General features: G+C 68.9%; 18 protein-coding genes. 13 read left to right on the top strand and 5 right to left on the bottom strand.

Annotation, left to right across the window (positions count from 1 at the left end; translation table 11 throughout):
* Positions 1–76: 76 nt before the first annotated feature.
* From ACZ48X_RS21115 to ACZ48X_RS21090, 6 genes are all read left to right on the top strand, one after another.
* Complete coding sequence (locus ACZ48X_RS21115) at positions 77–649, top strand: peroxidase-related enzyme (RefSeq protein WP_336350523.1); 573 nt, start codon at positions 77–79, stop codon at positions 647–649.
* Positions 650–842: 193 nt separating this feature from the next.
* Complete coding sequence (locus tag ACZ48X_RS21110; RefSeq protein ID WP_336350524.1) at positions 843–1,433, top strand: AsnC family transcriptional regulator; 591 nt, start codon at positions 843–845, stop codon at positions 1,431–1,433.
* Between the two features lie 89 nt (positions 1,434–1,522).
* The gene (locus ACZ48X_RS21105) at positions 1,523–1,723 is read left to right on the top strand and encodes a heavy-metal-associated domain-containing protein (RefSeq protein WP_336350525.1); all 201 of its coding nucleotides are present in this window, start codon (positions 1,523–1,525) and stop codon (positions 1,721–1,723) included.
* Between the two features lie 67 nt (positions 1,724–1,790).
* Positions 1,791–2,210 carry a plastocyanin/azurin family copper-binding protein gene (locus tag ACZ48X_RS21100; protein ID WP_336350526.1) on the top strand — a complete coding sequence of 140 codons (420 nt, stop codon included), beginning with the start codon at positions 1,791–1,793 and terminating at the stop codon, positions 2,208–2,210.
* 99 nt (positions 2,211–2,309) lie between these two features.
* On the top strand, positions 2,310–2,780 hold the full coding sequence (locus ACZ48X_RS21095; RefSeq protein WP_336350527.1) for a plastocyanin/azurin family copper-binding protein: 471 nt from the start codon (positions 2,310–2,312) through the stop codon (positions 2,778–2,780).
* A 122-nt stretch (positions 2,781–2,902) separates the two neighbouring features.
* The gene (locus ACZ48X_RS21090) at positions 2,903–3,616 is read left to right on the top strand and encodes a plastocyanin/azurin family copper-binding protein (RefSeq protein ID WP_464379829.1); all 714 of its coding nucleotides are present in this window, start codon (positions 2,903–2,905) and stop codon (positions 3,614–3,616) included.
* 248 nt (positions 3,617–3,864) lie between these two features.
* On the opposite strand, the gene ACZ48X_RS21085 is transcribed toward ACZ48X_RS21090, so the two are convergent.
* Positions 3,865–5,055, bottom strand: coding sequence for a mechanosensitive ion channel family protein (locus ACZ48X_RS21085; RefSeq protein WP_379762538.1), 1,191 nt, complete (start codon positions 5,053–5,055; stop codon positions 3,865–3,867).
* Positions 5,056–5,202: 147 nt separating this feature from the next.
* Between ACZ48X_RS21085 and ACZ48X_RS21080 the strand changes: the two genes are divergently transcribed.
* From ACZ48X_RS21080 to ACZ48X_RS21070, 3 genes are all read left to right on the top strand, one after another.
* Positions 5,203–5,706 carry a metal-dependent hydrolase gene (locus tag ACZ48X_RS21080; RefSeq protein WP_336350530.1) on the top strand — a complete coding sequence of 168 codons (504 nt, stop codon included), beginning with the start codon at positions 5,203–5,205 and terminating at the stop codon, positions 5,704–5,706.
* A gap of 95 nt (positions 5,707–5,801) precedes the next feature.
* Positions 5,802–7,574: an acyl-CoA dehydrogenase family protein gene (locus ACZ48X_RS21075; protein WP_336350531.1), complete on the top strand. Its 1,773-nt coding sequence runs from the start codon at positions 5,802–5,804 to the stop codon at positions 7,572–7,574.
* 59 nt (positions 7,575–7,633) lie between these two features.
* On the top strand, positions 7,634–8,386 hold the full coding sequence (locus ACZ48X_RS21070; protein ID WP_336350532.1) for a preprotein translocase subunit SecD family protein: 753 nt from the start codon (positions 7,634–7,636) through the stop codon (positions 8,384–8,386).
* 70 nt (positions 8,387–8,456) lie between these two features.
* Here the strand turns inward: ACZ48X_RS21070 and ACZ48X_RS21065 are convergent, their stop codons facing one another.
* Complete coding sequence (locus ACZ48X_RS21065; RefSeq protein WP_336350533.1) at positions 8,457–8,630, bottom strand: hypothetical protein; 174 nt, start codon at positions 8,628–8,630, stop codon at positions 8,457–8,459.
* Between the two features lie 117 nt (positions 8,631–8,747).
* Between ACZ48X_RS21065 and ACZ48X_RS21060 the strand changes: the two genes are divergently transcribed.
* Entirely contained in the window at positions 8,748–9,440 is a 693-nt protein-coding gene (locus ACZ48X_RS21060; RefSeq protein ID WP_336350534.1) for a class I SAM-dependent methyltransferase, read from the top strand.
* A gap of 15 nt (positions 9,441–9,455) precedes the next feature.
* On the opposite strand, the gene rbcL is transcribed toward ACZ48X_RS21060, so the two are convergent.
* Both rbcL and ACZ48X_RS21050 read right to left on the bottom strand, forming a co-directional pair.
* A complete protein-coding gene (gene rbcL, locus ACZ48X_RS21055) occupies positions 9,456–10,712 on the bottom strand; it encodes a type III ribulose-bisphosphate carboxylase (protein WP_336350535.1) in 1,257 nt (418 codons plus the stop codon).
* 87 nt (positions 10,713–10,799) lie between these two features.
* Positions 10,800–11,582, bottom strand: a complete 783-nt coding sequence (locus tag ACZ48X_RS21050) for an HAD-IIA family hydrolase (protein WP_336350536.1) — start codon at positions 11,580–11,582, stop codon at positions 10,800–10,802.
* 126 nt (positions 11,583–11,708) lie between these two features.
* On the opposite strand from ACZ48X_RS21050, the gene ACZ48X_RS21045 reads away from it, so the two are divergent.
* The gene (locus tag ACZ48X_RS21045) at positions 11,709–12,728 is read left to right on the top strand and encodes a phosphotransferase family protein (protein WP_336350537.1); all 1,020 of its coding nucleotides are present in this window, start codon (positions 11,709–11,711) and stop codon (positions 12,726–12,728) included.
* A 72-nt stretch (positions 12,729–12,800) separates the two neighbouring features.
* Positions 12,801–13,382 (top strand): NUDIX domain-containing protein, encoded by a 582-nt coding sequence (locus ACZ48X_RS21040; RefSeq protein WP_336350538.1) that lies wholly within the window; start codon positions 12,801–12,803, stop codon positions 13,380–13,382.
* A gap of 53 nt (positions 13,383–13,435) precedes the next feature.
* On the opposite strand, the gene ACZ48X_RS21035 is transcribed toward ACZ48X_RS21040, so the two are convergent.
* A complete protein-coding gene (locus tag ACZ48X_RS21035) occupies positions 13,436–14,410 on the bottom strand; it encodes a Gfo/Idh/MocA family protein (RefSeq protein WP_336350539.1) in 975 nt (324 codons plus the stop codon).
* Positions 14,411–14,533: 123 nt separating this feature from the next.
* Here ACZ48X_RS21035 and ACZ48X_RS21030 point away from each other — a divergent pair, with 123 nt between their 5' ends.
* Complete coding sequence (locus tag ACZ48X_RS21030) at positions 14,534–15,388, top strand: hypothetical protein (RefSeq protein WP_336350540.1); 855 nt, start codon at positions 14,534–14,536, stop codon at positions 15,386–15,388.
* The last annotated feature ends 30 nt before the right edge of the window (positions 15,389–15,418 follow it).

Genomic DNA, 15,418 nt, shown 5'->3' with positions numbered 1-15,418 from the left:
ACTCCGTCACCAGTGCGGTCGCGTTCGCGCCGCCGCAGTCGGCGGTTTCTTTGCAGCAGCGGTCGTGGGCTCGCGCATGGCAGACGACGTGCCGGCGATGACGCGATTCCCCGTACCGGACCGCGACGACCTCCCCGAGGACGTCCGCGAGCGAATGGCCGAGGAGGAAGACGAGGCCGGGTTCCTCGCGAACGTCTTCGAGGCGTTCGCGTACCGGCCGTCGCACTTCCGGGCGTTCTTCGCGTACTACGACGCGCTCACCGAGCACACGGAACTCGAGCGCGAGGAGATCGAGATGATCGTGGTGGCGGTCTCGGGCGCCAACGACTGCTACTACTGTAACGTCGCTCACGGCGCGCTCGTCCGCATCTACGCGGACGACCCGCTGCTCGCCGACCAGCTCGTCTCGAACCATCGGACCGCGAACGTGAACGACGCGCATCGCGCGATGCTCGACTTCGCGGTGAAGCTCACCGAGGACCCCGCGGCCGTCGAGGAAGACGACATCGAGCGCCTCGAAGACCACGGGTTCTCGCGGCGCGCGGTCTGGGACGTCGGGAGCGTCGCCGCGTTCTTCAACCTCTCGAACCGGATGGCGCACCTCGCGGACATGCGGCCGAACGCGGAGTTCCACGCCATGGGCCGGTAGTGTCCAGATACCGAGTGGAACGCGTCTCGATGCGGCGACCCCTCGACTGTCCGTTCACTGTCACGTCCTCCGGTTGGTCCTTCGAATCGCAAGACATCGATGGGTGCGAACCACCCCCATAGTTATTTGCGAAGTAGGCATATTTCAAACTATGTCGAAACTTGTATAGCCGAAAACCGTATCGTATTCAGACATGCGCGACTTGGACGAAACAGACCTCGACATCCTTCGACTCCTCGTCGAGGACGCCCGCCGCCCGTACAGCGAGATCGCGGACCGCGTGAACGTGTCCCCGCCGACGGTCTCCGACCGCGTAGAGCGCCTCGCCGACCTCGGCGTCATCAACCGGTTCACCATCGACATCGACCGGTCGCTCATCTCGAAGGGCGTCCCCGTGCTCGTCGAACTCGACCTCGTCCCCGACGCGGACGACCGCGTCGCCAAGCGCCTCGCGGACACCGAACCCGTCGAGCACGTCTACCTCACCGCCGAGAACCGCCTCGTCGTACACGCCACCGTTCCCGACGGCGAGGTCCGCGAGACCCTCCACCGCATCGTCGACATGGAACTCGTCGACTCGCTCGACGTCAGCCTCGTCGAGGAGCACGCGTGGGAGCCCCAGGTGAGCGACGGCGAACTCAGTCTCTCCTGCGAGGAGTGCGCCGACCCCGTCACGCACGACGGTGTGACGACCCAGTACGACGGTGACCTCTTCCACTTCTGTAGCGAGGAGTGCCTCGGCACGTTCGAAGACCGCTACACTGGCCTCACGAGTCAGAACTGACGGCGGTCCCTCCAGTCCGTTCACGACACCGGCTTGCGTCGGTCGTCGCGACCAAAACTGTTCTAACCCAGGCTTGCGCAGTGATGTGTATGGGCACGACTCTGCGCGTGACTGGCATGACCTGTGAGGGCTGTGAGGACATCGTTGAGACAGCACTGGAGATGGCTGATGGCGTCGAGAGCGCGTCGGCCGACCGGGAGGCGAACGAGGCGACCGTCGAGGGGGACGCGAGCACGGAGACGCTCGTCGAGAAGGTTCACCTCGCCGGCTACGACGCGGAAGCCGCCTGACCCGGTCGGCTATCGGGCCGTCCGCGGGACTCGCTGGCTTTACTTCGTCGACCCCGTAGTGTCGACCATGAACGGTTCGAGTGACGACGACCGGACGCTGCGTCGACGCGATCTCCTCGGAAGCGCCGGTGTCGCGGTTGTCACAGCATCGGCCGGGTGTTTCGGGAACGACGACGGAACGCAGTCCGCGAACGGCGAGAACGCGGTCGTCGTCGGCCCTGGTGGGTCGTACGCGTTCGAGCCGTCGTCCCAGACGGTCGCCGTCGGTGACACCGTCACGTGGACGTGGGACTCCGCGAACCACAACATCGTGGTGAGCGCGCAGCCAGACGGCGCGGATTGGACGGGGACGGACGGCGACGGGTCGAAGACGTACGACACCGACCACGTCTACGAGTACACGTTCGAGACGGCGGGCACGTACGAGTACTACTGTCAGCCCCACGAAGGGCTCGGGATGGTGGCCGAGGTGGTCGTCGAGGAGTAACGCCCGCCGCGGTGGTGCTCGAACCCACTGGCCGTCGCGTACGCGAGTCCCGTCGTATCGGGGGAATACCTAATTGACCAACGGGCGTACTCGTCGAGTATGGACCGACCAACGCGACGACAGGTGCTCGCATCGACTGGCGTTGCCGTAGCGACGGGCGTCGCCGGCTGTTCCTCCGGCGGGGAGGAGACGACGACCGAACCCGACGAGGAGACGGAGCCGACGGAGACCGAGATGGAGACGACGACCGAGGCGGAGACGACGACGGAGAGCGACGGGCCGACGACGGTCGTCGTCGGCCCCAACGGCGACTTCCGGTTCGCGCCGTCCTCGGTGACGATAGCGGTCGGGGACACCGTCGAGTGGGTGTGGTCGTCGGGCGGCCACAACGTCGTCGCCGACAGCACGCCCGACGGCGCGGATTGGTCCGGTACCGAGGGCGCACCGAGTGCGGTCTACGACGCCGGGTACGAGTACTCGCACACGTTCGAGGTCGCCGGCACGTACGCGTACTACTGTAATCCACACCGCGGGTCCGGGATGACCGGCGAGGTCGTCGTGGAGGAGTGACGCGGTGCGCTCCGTGAACCGGGCCGTGTTCGTGGAGTAACGTGGTCGTACTGGCGAGAAGGCGGTGGTTTTTGGGTGAGAACTGGGGAAATCACCTTACGGGTCGTCGGCGACCGAGGTGTATGGACGAATCCTCCAGGCGGCGCGTGCTCGCTGGTGCGACGACCACGCTCGCCGCGGCGCTCGCTGGTTGTTCGACTAGCGGCGGCGGGACGCCGGACGGCGGCGCGACAGGGACGACGACTGACGGCGGCGGGACGACGGAGCAGCCAACCGGGGAGACGACCACGGACGCGACGGCGACGACAGCGGAGTCGACGACCACGGAGCGGACGACGGACGAATCGACAACCGCGGAACCAGAGACGACCACGGAGCGGACGACGGACGAATCGACAACCGCGGAACCAGAGACGACCACGGAGCGGACGACGGACGAATCGACAACCGCGGAACCAGAGACGACCACGGAGTCGACGGCGACGACGGAGCAGGGGACGACGACGGAAGCGTCGACGACGACGGCCGAGCCGACTGCGACGCCGACGACCGAGACCGTGACGGTCGCCCCCGGCGGCCGGCTCCGGTTCGACCCGGACCGCGTGACGGTCCCGGTCGGGTCGACCGTCGAGTTCCGGTGGGACTCCGGCGGCCACAACGTCCGCGTCGCCAGCCAACCCGACTCCGGCGACTGGGAAGGAACCAGTGGCGGTGGTGGGACGACGTACGGCGCCGGCCACACGCACTCGCACACGTTCTCGGCGGTCGGCACGTACGAGTACTACTGCGCGCCGCATCGCGGCGCGGGGATGCGCGGCACGATAGTCGTGGAGTGAACGCCGGAACGCGCGCCGTTGTCGGCGCGACGCCTGCCTCTGTCGCCGCGACACCTGCCCCTGTCGCCGCGACGGTCCCTCACAGGTCGACGCGGTTCAGATACCAGAGCGCGACGTACGCCAGCCCACCGACCGCGAACAGGACGACTGGAATCACGAACGGACCGACGAACTCGTAGATAGAATCGAGCATGCGTCGACCTCGGGGTGCGAGCGTCTTCTTTCGTTCGCTCGCGTCACGCCGGCTCTCACTGCGTTCCGTCGGTCGCATCCTCCGCAGCCGCTCCCGTGGCGTCCGCCGGGGCGTCCTCGTCCCCGCCACCGTCGGCGACGGGTTCGTCGACGTCCGCGGTCGCTCGCTCGGGCTGGACGCCCGCCGCCGGAGCGGTGTCGGCCGTCGTGAGGTTCACGTCGCGCTGCGGGAACGGAATCCCGATGTTCGCGTCGTTCAACGCGTTGTAGAGCCCCTTGTTGAGCCGATGCACGGCTTTCGCGCGCTTGACGGGCGTGCTCACCCAGCACAGCAACTCGTAGTTCAGTGCGGAATCGCCGAACTCGCGGAGCCGCATCCGGGGTTTCGGCGAGTCCAACGTGAGCTTCTCGTCGAGCGCGACCTGCACCGCGAGCTCCTCGAACTCGTCGAGGTCGGTCCCGTACGCGACGCCGATGGGGACGCGGATGCGGCGTCGACGCTGTGGCGCGGACTCGTTCGTGATGCTCGCGGAGTTCAGTTTCGCGTTCGGGACCGTCACCATCACCTCGTCGCGCGTCAGGAGCGTCGTCGACCGGATGCCGACGCGGACGACCGTCCCGGAGTCGCCGGTGTCGAGCACGACGTAATCCCCGATCTTGTACGTGTCGTCGAAGTACAGCGCGAGGCCGCCGAAGAAGTTCGCGACGGTGTCCTTCGCCGCGAACCCGACCGCGATACCGGCGATACCCGCGGCGCCGAGCAGCGGCGTGATGGCGATGTTGTAGATCGACAGCGAGAGCACGCCCGCGCCGGCGAGGACGATGAACGTCCAGACGTTCGAGAAGATCGGTGCGAAGTCGTACTTCCCGGTCTTGTCGACGAGGTCGACCGCGCGGTTCACGATGCGGTTCAGCGCGAACGCCCAGATGAGGACGATGAGGACCGCGGCGGGGCGCGCGAAGAAGTCCTGGAGGTCCCGTTCGCTGACGACGACGTTCGCGGCGTCCGCCGAGGACACCGTCAGCAGCCAGATACCGCCGAGTGCGGCGGTGACGACGAGCGGCCATCGGACCTCGGAGACGACGACGTCGTCGAACTTGCTCCCGGTCTGCCTGACCACCTTCCGCGCCACCTTGAATACGACGAACTCGAGGACGACGGCGGCGGCGAACGACACCGCGAGCACGAGGATCGTTCGCTCGACGACGCCGTACCCCGAGAGGTACTCCAGTAGCGGGTCGAGCACTGGATTAGCCATGGCACCCGTTACGCCACGCCGTCGTTTAATCGTTTCCTGGGAACCGACGACTGGCCACTCCCATCTGGGCGGGGGCACCGACGCCGGATGCGAGTAGGCCGAGCGTTCTTGTACGAGTACGCGGAAGGGGTGGTCGTGTATCGCCTCGGTCACTACGGCGTGTCGCTCCTCCTGTACGCCCCCATCGGGTTCGTGCTGGCGCTCCTGGGCGAACCGGGACTGGCGGTCCTCGGCGGCGCGGGCGTGCTCGCACTGGCGCGCGTCCCGGACTACGACCAGCGCGTTCCCGGCATCACGCATCGCGGCGTGACCCACACCGTCCTGTTCGCGGTGCTCGTCGGCGCCGCGTTCGCCGGCGGTATCGTCGCGCTCTCGCAGGCCGGCGCGAACCCGCTGCCGGCGACCGAACTCGCGACGCCGGTCGCGTTCGCGTTCGCCGTCGGCACCTTCGGCATCCTCGCGCACCTCGCCGGCGACGTCCTCACGCCCGCGGGCGTCCCGCTCCTCTGGCCGCTCTCCGGGCGAACGTACACCGTGTCGCTGACCACCGCCGACAGCACGGTCTGGAACTACCTCCTGTTCGCGCTCGGCGTGTTCGCGACCGCGGTCGCGGGATTCGGCGTCCTGCAACTCGCATGACTCGGCGGCCTTTCAGCGAGCGTCCCGCGGCGAAACGATCGTGAACGCGTGACCTGTTGGCAAATCCCTTTGTGCTGGCTGCCGTCGGTTCGGACATGAGCGACCTGGATTACGCCGCCCTCGACCGCGGGCGACACGTGAACTACCACGCGTACGACCCGACGCTTCGACGCGCAGTCGACCGCGTCCTCGACGGCGACGACCACGCGGCCGCGACCGAGCGCCTGCGTGCGTTCGGCGAGCACGCCGGTCACACCATCGCGGACCACGCGGACTACGTCGACGACCACGGCCCCGAACTCCGGACGTACGGCGACCACGGCGACGTCGTGAACGACGTGCGCTACCCTGCAGAACTCCACGAGGAGGCCCGGCTCGCGTACGAGTCCGGGATGGTCGCGGACGTCTTCGACGCCCCCGATGGGCGCGAGGACCCGCTCCCGTTCACGCATCACTTCGCGATGGGGTACCTGCTGTCGATGAGCGACGCCGGGCTGTACTGTCCGGTGTCGATGACCGCGGGCGTCGCGCTCGTCCTCGACAAGTACGGCGACGGCGACGCCCTCGACCGGTTCCTCGCGGAGACGACGAGCCGGGACTACGACGCGCTCTCGGAGGGCGCGATGTTCCTCACCGAGGAGCAGGGCGGGAGCGACGTCGGCGCGACCGAGACCGTCGCCGACCCGACCGACGAACCGGGAGTCTACGAGCTGACCGGCGAGAAGTGGTTCTGTTCGAACATCGACGCGCAAGCGACGCTCGCACTTGCTCGAACCCCTGACGCTCCCGAGGGAACGAAGGGGCTGTCGCTGTTCGTGGTTCCGCACGAACACGAGAATGGCGAGTTGAACGACCAGCTATACCGCCGCCTGAAGGACAAGCTCGGCACCATCTCGGTACCCACCGGCGAGGTCGAACTGACGGGCGCGACTGGGTTACTCGTCGGCGAGGAGTCCCGCGGGTTCAAGATGATGACGGACATGCTGAACCTGGAGCGACTCGCGAACGCCTCGGCGTCCTGCGGTATCATCGCTCGGGCTCGCCTGGAGGCGACGGTGCAGGCCGCGAACCGCGAGGCGTTCGGGAACCCCATCGAGGAGTACCCGCTGATGCGCCAGGACCTCGTGGACATGGCGGTCGACCACGAGGCGGCGACCGCGTTCACGTTCGCGGCCGCGGCGACGTTCGACCGCCGCGAGAACGCGGCGGACGACGGCGAGCGCGAGGACGCGTACCGGTTGATGCGCGCGCTCGTCCCGATCGCGAAGTATCGGACGGGCCGGATGGCGGTGGACACGGCGAGCTACGCGATGGAGATACTGGGTGGGAACGGGTACGTGAACGACTTCGTCACGAACCGCTTGCTCCGGGACGCGCAGGTGCTCCCCATCTGGGAGGGGACGTCGAACATCCTCTCGCTGGACCTCCTGCGGGCACTCGACCGGGAGGACGCGCACGAACCGCTCCTCGAACGCATCCAGTCGCATCTCGATACGGCGACGCACGACGCGCTCGCCGACGCGACGGCGGTCGTCGAGGCCGAGTACGCCGAACTCGGTGGGGCGCTCGCGCACCTCGGGACGCTCGACGGCGAGGCGGCGCAGTTGAAGGCGAAGGACCTCGCGGACTACGTGTTCGACGTCTACACGGCGAGTCTGCTGTGCGAGATGGCCCAGCGCGACCTCGAGGACGGCGACGGGCGTCTCGCGCTCGTTGCGCGCCGGTTCGTCGACACCCACCTCGACGCCGCGAGCGGTCGCGGTATCACGGACGACGACCGGTTCTCGCTCGAGCACTTCGACGCGGTCGTGAAGCACGCGACCGTCGACCCCGAGCGCGTCACGCCCGCGGCGCCGGCCGACGACTGACCCGCTATCTGACAAGCAGGCAGAACGTTTTTGACGTGGTCGGGAGTACGCTCGCAGCGATGCGAGAACCGACCACAGCCCAGTCGACGGTCCTCGCGGTTGTCCTCGTCGCGCTCGCGCTCGGAACCGCCCTCGCACCCGTCGGCGCGGGTTCGACCGGTGACGCGCGTCCGAGCGGACCCGCGGAGGCCGTCGCATCGACCGCAGCGACCGCGCCGAACGCGTCCCTCGTCGCCCGGTACCCCGCGGACGGCTCGATGGTCGAACGCACGGTCGTCTCGGCCGACGCCGTCGCTCGCGTCGGCGAGCCGACGAACGACTCGCGGACCGGCGCGTGGACGGTCACGCTGACGCTCACCGACGACGGCGCCACGGACTTCACGGACGCGCTCGTGGAGACCGGGTTCGCCGACCACCCCCGCGCGTGTCCCCCCACGGACGGCCGGAACGACGACGGTTACTGTCTCCTCCTCGTCGTCGACGGCGACGCCGTCGACTCCTTCAGCCTCGCCCCGGGACTCGCCCAGGACGTCCGCAGCGGCGCGTTCGCCGACGACCCGCGGCTCAGACTACTCGCGGAGAACCGGAGCGAGGCGCGCGCCGTCTGGCGCGGGTTCCTCGCGGAGAACGGGACTCCGACCGCCGATGGAACGAACGACGGTACCGACGACGGTGGTGTTGGCGCAGCAGCGGGCGGCGACGCTGACGAGGACGGCGACGACTCGACGGGGGCCACGCCCGGATTCTCGGCAACCGCCGCTCTCGGCGCGATGCTCGCAGCGACCGTCGTCGCCGCACGTCGTCGTCACTGAACGCGGTCACGGGACGCGACCGCGGGGTGGAAATCGAGTCACTGGACGCGACCACGGGGTGGCAATCGAGTCACTGGACGCCGACGATGGCGTGACAGCCTCCGCAGACGTACACCTCGGTCGCGTCGCCGTGGACCTCGTAGGTGTCCGGGTCGAGGCGCGGCACGTTCTCGACCGTCTCGAGGTCTTCGTGCGTGAGTTCGCCGCAGTTCTCGCACTGCATGGGGTCGTGCTCGATGCGCATACACTTTGGACGCGCGACAGCCACAAGAACGCACCCCGAACGTGCGACACCAGTGCACACGAGACGGATTCGCACACCGGGAGAACTGTTTTGGTGATCCCGGACCCGTCTCGAACCGTGACACGAGACGACGACTCGGTCGGTGACGACGCCCTCGCCCAACGCACCGCCGTCAGGCGCGGGTACGACGACCTCGCAGACGCGTACGCAGCCGAACGCGACGACGCCAACTACGACGTCCTCCTCGACCGGTTCCTCGCGGACGCACCCGCCGGTCCCGTCCTGGACGTCGGCTGTGGCGCCGGCCAGCCCGTGCTCTCGGACCTCGCCGCCGACCGACCCGTCGTCGGACTGGACTTCTCTCGCGAACAGCTCTCGCGCGCCGACGACGTCGCCCCCGGTCGCGTCGTCCAGGGCGACATGACCAGCCTCCCGTTCGCCGACGACGCCTTCGCCGCCCTCACCGCGTTCTGCTCCGTCATCCACGTCCCGTTCGACCAGCACGCGGACGTCTACGCGGAGTTCGAGCGCGTCCTCGAACCCGGCGGCGAACTCCTCGTCACCGTCGGCGCCGACGACTGGAGCGGGCGGAACGACGACTGGCTCGACTCCGGCACCCCGATGGAGTGGAGTCACTACGGCCTCGAGAAGAGTCGCGAACTCATCGAAGACGCCGGATTCACCGTCACCGACGCGGTCGGCATCCTCGGAGCCGGCCTCGGCGACGACCGCGCCACCGAGCCGAGACTGGTCGAGCCCGACGCCGACGGCGCCGGCCATCCGTTCTGCTTCGCGCGCCTCCGAGAGTAGCCCGCTACGGGAGTCCTATCGCGGCGTCTCCGCGCCCCACTTCTCGAGCGCGGTCGCGAGTTCGGCGTGGTCCTCCGCGTACTCGGCGAGCGGGACGTCCTGCATCGTCGCCTCGACGGACTGCCGGAGCGCTCGCGCACCCGCCTCGGTCCCGTCCGGGTGGCCGTGGATGCCGCCGCCGGCCTGGATGGCGATGTCGGTGCCGAGCGCGTCGATGAGCGCATCCGTCACGCCCGGGTGCAGGCCGCCGGAGGCGACCGGGAGCACGTCCGTGCAGTCGTAGAGGTCGCTCTTCAGCCACGCGTTGATGCCCGGCGTGTCCTCGTTCGCGAGCTTCCCGAGGCCCGCCGTCCCCGTGTGGATGTGGTCGACGCCGCAGAGCCTGGCGACCTGCGCGATGACGCGCATCGACACGCCGTGATGGTCCATGCGGTCGAACGCCGCGTGCATCGCGCGATGCGCGTGGATGGCGAGGTCCATGTCCTCGCAGTGCTCGCGGAGCGTCTGCACCGCCGACCACCCGCACGTCACGACGTCCACCATCACGAACCCGCCGCCGTGCTCGTGCACGAACTCCGCGCGCCGGATCATCTCCTCGGTCTCCGCGGTGACGTTCACGAGGTAGTCCTTCTTCTCGCCGGTCTCCTCCGTGAGTTCCTCGGCCTTCGCGAGCGACCGCGAAACGCGCTCCTCGAACGGATTGAACGGCTGGTCGGTGAGGTTCTCGTCGTCCTTCAGGAGGTCGACGCCGCCGCGCCACGCGTCCTCCGCGATCTGGACGTGTGCGTCCGTCGACAACCCGACCTTCGGCTTCGGGACCGTCGCGAGCACGGGCCGGTCGCCCGCGTCGAGTTTCTCGCTCGCGACGCTCGTCCCGAACTGCGGCCCCGGGAACCCGTCGACGACCGTCTCCGGCCAGTAGCAGTCCTCCAGGCGGATGCTGTCGACGGCCTTCATCCCCATGATGTTCCCCGCGATACACGAGAGAATCTGCGCCATCGACCCCGCCTCGAACAGTGCCGCCGGATAGGCGACGCTGATGCGGTCGTCGTTCCCGATCATGTACGCCGTCGCGCCGAGGTCGGTGAGTTCGTCCTCGTCGACGGCGAGTGCCGCCCACGTTCCGTTGCTCGATTCGCTCGCGACGCGACTCGCAGCCGCCTCCATCGTCATGCCGTCGGCGGGGTCGATGGTGAACTCGCACACCAGGTCGTCGTCGCGTGGTTCGTACTCCAGGTCGAGGAAGTCGTCGTACTCGATTCCGGTCGTCATAATTCGCGACTTCTCTCGCAGCATACAAAAAGGTGGGTTGGCGTTCCAGCGTCCCGGCACGGCGCCGCCGCACCGCTCACACAGCAGTCACTCGATGTCGAGGACGCGCGTGACGTCCGAGAGGACGTGGTCGGGCGTGACGTCGCTCGCGGCGGCGTCGGCGCTGGTGGCGACGCCGGTCTCGACGAGTGCGGTGGTCGCACCCGCTCCGGCGCCGAACGCGACGTCGGTGTCGAGTCGGTCGCCGACGACGAGCGCGCGAGCGGGGTCGCAGCCCAGGCGGTCGAAGACGAGGTCGCGCGTGAACGGGTGCGGTTTCCCGAGGACGGCGTCCGGCCGGCGTTCCGCGACCGCGGCGACGGACTCGACGATGGCGCCCGACCCAGGGACGAGCCCCGAGTCGGTCGGGATGGTTCGGTCGGGGTCCGAGCCGACGAACCAGTCCACGCCCGACTCGAACGCGGTGAGTGCGTCCGTGAGCCGGTCGTACGTGAACTCGCGGTCGATGGACGCGACCACGCCGTCCGCGGCCGTCGGGTCGTCGACGACGTCGAGCGTCGCGTTCGCGAGCTGGGACGCGAGCCCCTGTTCGCCGACGACGAACGCCGCGTCGCCAGGGTGCTCGCGTTCCAGGAACGCGACCGTCGCCGTCCCGCTCGTCACGACCTCGTCCGCGGTCGCGTCGATACCAGCACCGCGGAGCTTCCCGACGTACGAATCCGGCGTCCGCGTCGGGTTGTTCGTCACGAACGCGACCCTGGCGCCGGACTCGCGGACCGCACGCACCGTCTCGGCCGCACCCGGAATCGGCTTCCGGCCACGCACGAGCGTTCCGTCCACGTCGAACACGACGCCCTCGAAGTCCCTCATCGCTCGCGAGTTCGCACCAGCACGCCGTAAACCACCGGGTCGCGGTTCCCACCATCCCCGAACCGCGTAGCGACGGCTGGAAGTGAGACCGGTACGATTACGTCTGCCTGACAAGAACCGGCTCGCATGCCTCCCGTCCCCGGGTCGCTCGACGTCGAAGCCGTGCGACGCATCCTCCACCACATGGACGTCGTCCCGGACCCCGACGAGCTGTCCGCGGGCATGCTGACGGCAGTCGGCGACGGCGTCAACGACGTCCTCGTCGTCGACGCGCCGAGCGGCGAGTTCGAGCGCTTCGTCCTGAAGGTCGGGACGTTCTCCAGGACCGAGCACCTCCGCGCCGGCGTCGCCGCCGCGCACGCCCTCCGCGCGTACACGACCCTCCCCGTCCCGGCGGTCCTCGCGTTCGACCCCGGGAGCGACGACCGCCCACCAGCGGTCGCAACGACCTACTGCGACGGAACGCCGCTCGCGTCCGGGTTCGACGACGTCCCGAACCTCACCGACCCGGCGCGCGTCTCCCTGCTCGGCGCCGTCGTCCGAGAGTTCGCGGCAATCCCACCCGATGCGGCGACTGGATACGGGAACGTCGTCCGCGAGGCGGGCACCGAGGACCGACCCCGCCTCGTCGGCGAGACCGAGAGCTTCGACGAGTGGCTCCACTCGTACGCGACGAAGCACTTCGAGTCGCCCGCACCGCATCCCGCGCTCGAACGCGTCGCCCCCGACGCACTCGCGTTCGTCGACGCGAACCGCCGTCGCGTCCCCGCCGAACCGACACCCTCCGTCCTCGTCACCGACCTCTCGCCCGGGAACCTCCTCGCGCCCGGCGGCGAACCGCCCGCGACCGTCGACGGCCTCGCGGGCGTCGTCGACCTCGAACGCGCGAAGGTCGGCCCCGTCGCGTTCACCGCCACGAACCTCGAGTACCTCCTCACTGCCGGCGTCGACGACCCGACGCCCGTCCAGCGCGCGCTCTACGAACAACTGCCGTTCGACCACGACCACGCGCTCCACGACGTCTACCGACTCGCCGCGGTCAGTCGCGCCGTCAGCGGCCTCGACACGTGGGAGGACCCCGACAACGACCGGTTCGACCGGCGCGCCCGAGCCGTCGCGCGCGAGGTCGAGGCCATCGTCGACTGACGTCGCCGCAGCCACGCTACCCTCTCACAAGCCATCGAAACGGTTTCGGGAGCGACGGTCGAAGCACGAGCGATGCCGTACACGCTCGACGCGCGCCGCCCGACGTACTGTCCTCACTGCGGGGACGAACTCGACGCACTCACCATCGAGGGGTCGACGGTCCCGTCCTGTCCTGACTGCGGGCTGCGCGCGTTCCAGAACCCGACGCCGTGCGCCGCCGCGACCGTCGTCGACGGCGACAGCGTCCTCCTCGTCGAACGCGGCCGCCCGCCGAGCGTCGGCACGTGGTCGCTCCCCGGTGGCCACGTCGAGATAGACGAACCACCCGTCGCGGCAGCCGCACGCGAACTCGCGGAGGAGACCGGGCTCGCCGTCGACCCGGACGCGCTCGTCCCCATCGGGAACGGCTTCCTCCGGTTCGAATCCGGCGACACCACGATCTCCATCAACTACGCCGCGCCGCGGGACGCCGTCACCGGCACCGTCGAACCCGGCGACGACGCCGCCGACGCCAGGTTCGTCTCGCTCGCGGAGATACGCGAGACCGTCCCGACCCAGGCCGACGTCCGAAGCGGCCCCGGCGACCGCTCGATGCTCGCCGGCTCCGGCCCCGCCCACGTCGAGCGTGCCATCGACCACTTCGCCGATCACTGAGCCCCACGCACCCGTCCGCGACCCAGTCGCCGACCACGCGAGGCCACGCGCCTTCAGTCGATAGTTACCCGGCCGCCATCGTCGGCGCTCTCGTAGATCGCGTCGACGACGCGCATGTTCGCGACCGCCTCCTCGCCGTCGGTCTCGGGCGTCCGCCCGGACTCGACGCAGTCCGCGAAGTGCTCGACCTGCAGGCGGTACTGGTCGCCCGCCGGGAACGTCTCGACGACCTCCCGGCCGTCGACCGCGTACCGGAGCTCGACCTCGTCACCACGCGGATTGAACGCGTCCGCTGGCGCCTCCAGCCAGCCGTTCTCCGCCTCGATGCGATACCGCTGCACGTCCTGCGTGTCGAAGCTCGCCGACACCTGCGCGGTCGCGCCGTCGTACGCGAGCTGCGCGGCGACGTGCGTATCGACGCCGCAGTCGCGCGAGTCCACGGTCCGCGCCGACACCGCGTCCGGTTCGCCGAGGAGCGTGCGCGTGACGTTCACCGCGTAACACCCGACGTCCATCAGGCTCCCACCCGCGAGGTCGGGGTCGAGGCGGATGTCGCCCGGACGCTCGCGTAACGGGAACTGGAACGTCGCGTGGGCGCCACGGACCGCGTCGAGTTCCTCGGTGACGATCTCACGCGCTCGGCGCGTCCGCGGATGATACCGGTACATGAACGCCTCCATGATCGTCACACCGGCGTCCTCGCAGTACGCGACGACGTCGCGCGCCTCCGCCGCGTCGACCGCAAGCGGCTTCTCGCAGAGCACGTCCAGGCCGGCATCCGCCGCCTTCCTCGTCCACTCGGCGTGCATCGCGTTCGGGAGCGGATTGTACACCGCGTCGATGTCGTCGTCCGCGAGCAGCGCCTCGTAGGACCCGTACGCCCGGTCGATGCCGTGCTCGTCTGCGACCGCTCTCGCCTGGGCCTCGTCGCGCGACGCGATGGCACCGACCTCGTGTTCGCTGCGTGCTATCGCCGGAACGACCGCTTTCAGTCCGATGTTCGCCGTGGAGATGACGCCGAATCGCATACCCGCGTTCACGGAACCGTCGCAGTTAACCGCCGTGGTCGCCGCCGCTACTTCAACAAATTGAGTGGTCCAGATGGGGAAAATTTAACTTCCCGTAGAACGGGTTCGTTAACTAATCACCCGATGTCCGAATCTACCCGAACCACTGCCGACGGCGGTGACTCCGACACGTTGAACGTGGAGGACCTCTTCGCCACCGACGAGACGGACATCTCCATCGACGACGGAGAGTCCGACGACGAGACGGTTACACCGGGGTCGGGGACGGTTACGCCCGACGCCGAGGACACGACCGCCGACGAACTCTTCGCGCAGCTCCGGGAGGAACAGGACGACGCCGACCAAGCACACGCCGTCGACGAACTCGGGGACGAATCACCCGACGAAATCATGGCTCGCGCGGACGAAGAGGAAGCGCACGTCGACCAGATCGACGACGCCATCCGCGCCGACGAAGGCGCGCTCGACGACCTCCTGCTCACCGAACGCCGCGAAGCCGACGGCTTCCTCTGGGTGGAGACCGAAGACGACGACGCGACCGACGACATCGGGTCGCTGTTCGCCGCCAGCGACGAAGCGAGCGAAACCCAGCAAGACGAGTCGACGCCAGCGGACGACGAGTCGAGCCCGGACGCGACCGCGGCGGAACGCAGCGACGACGGGTTCTCGCTCACGGACGACGATCCGGGGTCGTTCGACGCGCGCGCCGCGACGTTCGACAGCGACGGAGACGACTTCGCCGTCGACGCCGCCGCGTTCGAAGACGACGAGGACGCGTCCACCGCCCCGAGCGAGGACGACGCGCTCGCCAACGAAGGCGACCCGAGCGACGCCGACGAAGATATCGACGGAGACGACCCCGAGGACACCGCTGACGAAGATATCGACGGAGACGACCCCGAGGACACCGCTGACGACGAACAGGACTCCGACGACGACGGGCTTGCCGCACGCATCCGCTCCATCCTCACCGGCTGAGTCTCGCCGTTCGGGGGTCAGGTTTAATTC

The organism is Halorubellus litoreus (genome assembly GCF_055378595.1).
This window is presented reverse-complemented; position numbering and strand designations above follow the sequence as displayed.

Bases quoted from the DNA above. Each gene is read 5' to 3' on its own strand.
- ACZ48X_RS21095 (WP_336350527.1), top strand. From the start codon at position 2,310: ATGGACCGACCAACGCGACGACAGGTGCTCGCATCGACTGGCGTTGCC.
- ACZ48X_RS21030 (WP_336350540.1), top strand. From the start codon at position 14,534: ATGTCCGAATCTACCCGAACCACTGCCGACGGCGGTGACTCCGACACG.
- ACZ48X_RS21100 (WP_336350526.1), top strand. From the start codon at position 1,791: ATGAACGGTTCGAGTGACGACGACCGGACGCTGCGTCGACGCGATCTC.
- ACZ48X_RS21090 (WP_464379829.1), top strand. From the start codon at position 2,903: ATGGACGAATCCTCCAGGCGGCGCGTGCTCGCTGGTGCGACGACCACG.
- ACZ48X_RS21115 (WP_336350523.1), top strand. From the start codon at position 77: ATGGCAGACGACGTGCCGGCGATGACGCGATTCCCCGTACCGGACCGC.
- ACZ48X_RS21070 (WP_336350532.1), top strand. From the start codon at position 7,634: ATGCGAGAACCGACCACAGCCCAGTCGACGGTCCTCGCGGTTGTCCTC.
- ACZ48X_RS21040 (WP_336350538.1), top strand. From the start codon at position 12,801: ATGCCGTACACGCTCGACGCGCGCCGCCCGACGTACTGTCCTCACTGC.
- ACZ48X_RS21050 (WP_336350536.1), bottom strand. From the start codon at position 11,582: ATGAGGGACTTCGAGGGCGTCGTGTTCGACGTGGACGGAACGCTCGTG.
- ACZ48X_RS21035 (WP_336350539.1), bottom strand. From the start codon at position 14,410: ATGCGATTCGGCGTCATCTCCACGGCGAACATCGGACTGAAAGCGGTC.
- ACZ48X_RS21075 (WP_336350531.1), top strand. From the start codon at position 5,802: ATGAGCGACCTGGATTACGCCGCCCTCGACCGCGGGCGACACGTGAAC.
- ACZ48X_RS21045 (WP_336350537.1), top strand. From the start codon at position 11,709: ATGCCTCCCGTCCCCGGGTCGCTCGACGTCGAAGCCGTGCGACGCATC.
- rbcL (WP_336350535.1), bottom strand. From the start codon at position 10,712: ATGACGACCGGAATCGAGTACGACGACTTCCTCGACCTGGAGTACGAA.
- ACZ48X_RS21105 (WP_336350525.1), top strand. From the start codon at position 1,523: ATGGGCACGACTCTGCGCGTGACTGGCATGACCTGTGAGGGCTGTGAG.
- ACZ48X_RS21110 (WP_336350524.1), top strand. From the start codon at position 843: ATGCGCGACTTGGACGAAACAGACCTCGACATCCTTCGACTCCTCGTC.
- ACZ48X_RS21065 (WP_336350533.1), bottom strand. From the start codon at position 8,630: ATGCGCATCGAGCACGACCCCATGCAGTGCGAGAACTGCGGCGAACTC.